This window comes from Hyalangium sp. (assembly GCF_035629615.1).
Lineage (GTDB): Bacteria > Myxococcota > Myxococcia > Myxococcales > Myxococcaceae > Hyalangium.
The window spans coordinates 1-5,041 of the sequence record NZ_DASPHO010000390.1 but is presented as its reverse complement, the minus strand read 5'-3'; the positions used below and the strand labels follow the sequence as shown (position 1 = coordinate 5,041).

The 5,041-nt window shown below is 73.1% G+C and carries 3 protein-coding genes; all 3 read right to left on the bottom strand.

The window, feature by feature from the left end:
* Positions 1-592: efflux RND transporter periplasmic adaptor subunit (locus VD972_RS19920; protein ID WP_324989310.1), on the bottom strand; the 592-nt coding region annotated here is incomplete at its 3' end.
* On the bottom strand, positions 589-3,816 hold the full coding sequence (locus tag VD972_RS19915) for a lantibiotic dehydratase (RefSeq protein ID WP_324989309.1): 3,228 nt from the start codon (positions 3,814-3,816) through the stop codon (positions 589-591). The genes VD972_RS19920 and VD972_RS19915, both read right to left, overlap by 4 nt.
* A 19-nt stretch (positions 3,817-3,835) precedes the next feature.
* The coding region (locus tag VD972_RS19910; protein ID WP_324989308.1) for a lanthionine synthetase C family protein at positions 3,836-5,041 on the bottom strand (1,206 nt) is incomplete at its 5' end.

Genomic DNA, 5,041 nt, shown 5'->3' with positions numbered 1-5,041 from the left:
CCAGCGCCCAGGACTCGGCCCCATCGCGAAGGATGGAGGCCACCACTTCTCCCTGTGACAGGAACTGCCCCGAGCGCGCCCGAATCTCGTTCACCACGCCATCATGCGGGGCGAGCAGGGCGCGCTCGGCCAGCAACGTGTCGCTCAGCTCGAGCTGCGCCCCCAGGCCGGCGACGGCCTGCCGCGCCGACGTATTGAGCGGGTTGATCAGCAGCGCCGCCATCTGCGTGCGGAACTCCTGGGCCACGCGCTCGCGCTCGGCCTTCTCCGTGTTCGAGTACAGCTCCACCAGCGGATCGCCCGCCTTCACCCGCTGCCCACGCTGAACGAGCACGCGGCTCACGCGCCCTCCCACGGTGGCGGCCACGTCCTCCAGCCCCTTCACCTGGATGAAGGTGGGCCCCTGGCCATAGTCGTTGATGTCCACCAGGGACAGCATCACCCCGCCGCACACCACGAGCACCACGAGGACCCAGTAGGTGCCGCGCGCCCACAAGGGAGAGAGCTGGAGCAGGCTGCCCCGTGCCTCGGGCCGGGCGTGATGAGCCAGCGCCTCCTCACGAAACAGCGGCTGCGGAGACGTCTCGTTCATGTTCCCTTCTTCAGGCGCGCCAGGCGCGAACGATACAGCCGGGCCAGGAAATCGTGAAGGATCAGCTCCTGGGGCCGGTGCTCATCCGTCAGCATGCGGTTGGCGTGCATGTGGAGGAAGCTGTCGACCAGGCGCTCCACCGGCTCCCGCAGCTGCCCCTCACGCTCGACATGGCGCAGCCGCTCGGCCAGCGTGCGCAGGCGTGCGCTCCTCTGCTCGAAGGCCAGCAGGCCAGGGGACCAGGGCGCGTCCGGCGCAGAGGCCCCGAACAGCAGGGCCTCGAGCGCGCGGCTCTCGCGCCGGTAGCGCTGGCTGAGTTGGTCCTCGAAGCCCCTGTCCACGCGGAACTCGGCGCCGAACCCCTCCCGGTTCCGGCGGGCGATGGCCGCCTTCTGCTCCAGGGAGAAGCCCAGGTCGTCCATCATCGCATCCATGCCCTTGAGCACCAGGCGCCAGCGCAGCTCCGCGCCCGCGTCTCCGCCCAGCTCCCGGGTGATGTCCAGCACGGCCTCGCTGTCCGCGGCGAACAGCTCCTCGGCCAGCTCGATGCCGGCCGGCCCGCCATACCGCTCCAGCTCGCGCTCGTAGGTGTCCAACTGCACGCGCCACCCGCTGCCCTCCTCCATGAGGGAGGCGCAGGCCTGGCGCAGGGCCGGCCACACCTCCGCCTCCAGCCGCGCGGGCGGCCCGTGGAAGCGCAGGCGCACGTGCGTCTCCGGATCCTTGTACCGGATGAAGAACCAGCGGTCCGCCGCGCCCGAGGCCCTCGCCTGGCGCACGGCCTCTCCCAGCGGGCCGCCCAGGAGCCGGTCCAGCGTCGCCGGGCCGCCGTAGAGCTTGGCGTACAGCCACTCGGAGCCGGGAGGGAAGCTGCGCCGGACAGGGGTGGCGGCGGTGGCGGGCGCAACGGAGCGCGCCGGCACGGAGGTGGCCTGGCGCACGAAGGGCACCACCAGCTCGTGCACGTAGCCGCCGTCCTCCCCCCGCACACACAGCCCCTCGGGACCGGGGAACAGCTCCTCCAGCGTCGCCCGGGGGCGCCCCTTCACCGCTTGGACGAGCGTCTCCACGCAGAGCACATTGTCCAGGTCGAGGGGCAGCTGGTTGTCCTCGTCCTTCAGGCACACCCAGCGCGGCAGCCGCTCCTCGCGGCGGAAGCGCTGCACGGCCTCGAAGCGCTGCGCACCGGAGGCCTCCCCCCACTGCTTGAGCACCTTGGACTCCAGGTTCCAGCACGCCAGCGAGAGCACCGCCCGCCCATGCACCACCCGCGGCAGGAAGGGCGCCTGCGCCAGCGGCCCCCACCGGAAGTTCAGCCCGGGCTGGTCCTCGTGCTGGAGCAGCCCCAGGAAGCGGTAGAGGCCCAGCCCATAGGTCGAGTAGTTGTGGGCGTTGCTCATCCGCGGGACGACTTCCCGGCCCAGCCGCCGCGAGCGCAGGACGATGCGCTCCCCCTCGACGGACACCCAGAGATCCGAGATGGAGATCCGCGCCTCGCCCGAGGCCCCGGACTCACCGAGGAAGACGATGTCGTGCTGGCGCAGCAGGGGGCGGCAGATGACGTTGCCCATGCGGTCCTGCGGCAGGTGGACGATCTCGGCGAAGAGGGCCTCAGGCCGGAGCGCCTCCTCGGCGCGCATGTGGCCCCGGAGGGCTTCTTCGAGCGCCGGGTCCCCGTGGCAGAAGCGCCCCAGGTAGAGCGCCGCGGAGGGGCCATGGACGTTCTCCAGGAGGACCTGGAATCGCCCCTCGTCCACCGCTTGGGCGGAGTCCGCGACCAGGGTCGCCACCACCCCGAAGGCGTCCGGCAGCGAGGTGGCCCGGCGGTACTCCAGCGCGCTCAGGTCCTCCTCGGTGAGCTCCAGCACCCGGCCGCCGGTGCGGTAGATGGACTCGAGCCGCCGCAGCAGGTGGCTCGATCGCTCCGTCCAGCGCCCCAGGTCGCCCCCCCGCCCACGGGGTAGCACGAAGCCCGCCAGCAGGGGGCCGGTGCCGGAACCCACCCCACCGGCGAGCACGGAGCCGATCCCGCTCTCCTCGTCCAGAGCCTCCACCAGCGGGACGGCCCGCCCCTCGTAGCGCTCGAGGAACCGGGTGCGGAACTCCTCCAGCGGATGGCTGTCGGCCCTCTGGGGCGTGAGCCGCCGCAGGACCTGAGCCGCGCGCAGCAGCTCCTCCGCCACCGCGGGAGACAGGGTGGCCTCCGGCAGCTTCCGGTACAGGTCCACCTGGAAGAGCCGGGGCAGCTCCACGGGGGCCGGGAGCGCCTCCAGGAGGCGCGCCACCTCCTGGTACTCCTGGGGCGGGCGGCCCAGCGGCTGCGCGTCGAGCCGCGCCAGCGCTCCATGCGCCGCGGAGAGCCGCTCGCACACCTCTCCCAGGGGAGCAATGCCTCGGGCCACATCGATGAGGTGGGGCACCGGCTCCGAGCCCGTGAGGGTGGGAGCCCACGTGGGCAGCAGGAGCTGCTCGGTCACGAGGGTCTCGACGTAGGAGAGCGCCTCCTCGAGAGACACCTCCGGCTCGTCCGCCCCCAGCGCCGCGGCCAGCGCGGCCAGGGTGGCCCCTCCCCGGGCGCGCTCCAGGGTGGCCTCCAGGTAGGACGTCGGCTCGACGGCGACCAGATGATAGGAGCGCTGACGCCCCCGCAGCCGCATCTCCAGGAACCGGAGCCGGCCCGCCGTGTGATAGAGGCTGGAGTTGGGCACATAGCGCAGGGCACCACGCACCTCCGGCGCCTTGCGCACCTGCTCCACCAGGGCGCCCACGTAGTCCATGTCCAGGCGTGTGTGGCGGCGGAAGGCCTCGCGCCCGGGAATGGCCAGCCGCGTCTGCTCGGCGATGCGGCCCACGGAGTGCCCGGCGAACAGCCCAAAGGGAGTGGCGCGCCCCGCCATCCGCGCGAAGTAGCGCACCAGCGTGCGCTCCACCTTCCGTCCCCCCTCTGAGTCCGGCTCCGACTCCCACAGCGGCAGGCTCTCCATCAGCACCGGCGAGGCGACGAAGAGCGCCTCCCTCACCACCGGGTCCGCCAGCCGCTGTCGCAGCCGCTCGCGCAGCTTGGCCCTGTCCCGCGCCAGCGCCGCCTCCCGCTCGGCGGGCGGGGCCGCGGCCGCCTCCAGCCCCTCGCTCCACGCCCCCAGGACATCGAAGGGGAGCAGCGGGGTGCGAAGGGCGAAGAACCCGGAGGTGATGATGCCATCGCCAGAGCGGCTCTCCTTCATGAAGTCCCTCACACCTTCCTCACGGGCCACCGACCGAGGCGGACCCTGGCAGTTCCAGGAGCATCATTCGATCCCACGTTGGCTCGAGCGGCTCCACCGCGGAGGCGAGGGCCAGGGCAATGCCCGCCACGCCATAGAGCAGGCCGGGCTCGGCCGGAGCCGGCGGAGCGGGAGGCTCGGCGGTCCAGAAGCCAGCGAGCCCCGTCCCGGGCTGGCGCAACGCCAGCGTCCGCCGGAACCACTCCCGCGCCGTCTCGGCGAAGAGCGCCTCGCCGGTGGCCTGAAAGAGCCGATGGTGCATGTGCGCCAGCCCGGCCGTCCCGTGGCACAGCCCGGCCTCGGTGAGCTCGAAGTGCTCGGGGGGCCGGAGCGCCACCTCGCGTGCCACCGCGAGCGCGGCCTGCTCCCACCGCCCTCCGCCGAGTGCACGCGCCGCCGAGAGCAGGGCCACGGCCATGCCGGGATCTCCATAGCACCAGGCCTTGGGGCTCTCCGTCGGCACCTGCTTCGTGCCCGGCACCCACCAGCTGGGAAAGAGGACTCGCCCGCCCGCGGGGAGCTGGCGCGCCAGCACCCAGGACACCGCGCCCTCCAGCAGCGGTCGCGCTGGCTCCACTCCCGCGCGACAGGCGGCCGCGAGGAAGGCCAACACGCCCCCCATGCCATGCGCCATGCCCATGTCCACGTGCCGGACCCCGGGGGCTCCCCGGCGCTCCGTCACCCAGACCAGGCCCTCCTCGTCCCGCACGGCTCGCTGGGCCAGGTGCGCCACCACGCGCTCCAGCAGCTGATGCCCCGAGGGCAGCGACAGCCGCTCCAGCGCGTAGAGGCCCATGCCCACCAGGCCGTGGACCAGCTCGTACTCGCCCGGGAAGGGCTCGGCGGCGAGCACGGCATCCAGCGCCTCGTCCACCGCCTCCGCCGGGTCCTCCTCCGCGTCGAAGAGTCGGCCCCGCAGGTGCGCCGCCACCCAGCCCACACCCGTGTAGCCGGAGTACAGCGTCGGCCCGGGCCTCCGGGCGGCGACCTCCTCGAAGGCACGCTCCAGGCACTCGACGGCGCGCTGGGCGTGCGCCTGCTCGGGCTTCAGGATCTCCAGGGTCGCGTGGTACAGGGCGAGCCCAGCCTCCCCCGCTGCCAGGGACAGGACGGCGCGCTCGGGGAGAGGGGGACGAGCCTCCAGGGCGCTCTCGATGTCCGCCAGGGCCACCCGCGCCTGCCGCGC

What these genes read in the sequence shown, in the direction of transcription:
- VD972_RS19915 (WP_324989309.1), bottom strand. Translation starts at nt 3,816, where the DNA reads ATGAAGGAGAGCCGCTCTGGCGATGGCATCATCACCTCCGGGTTCTTC.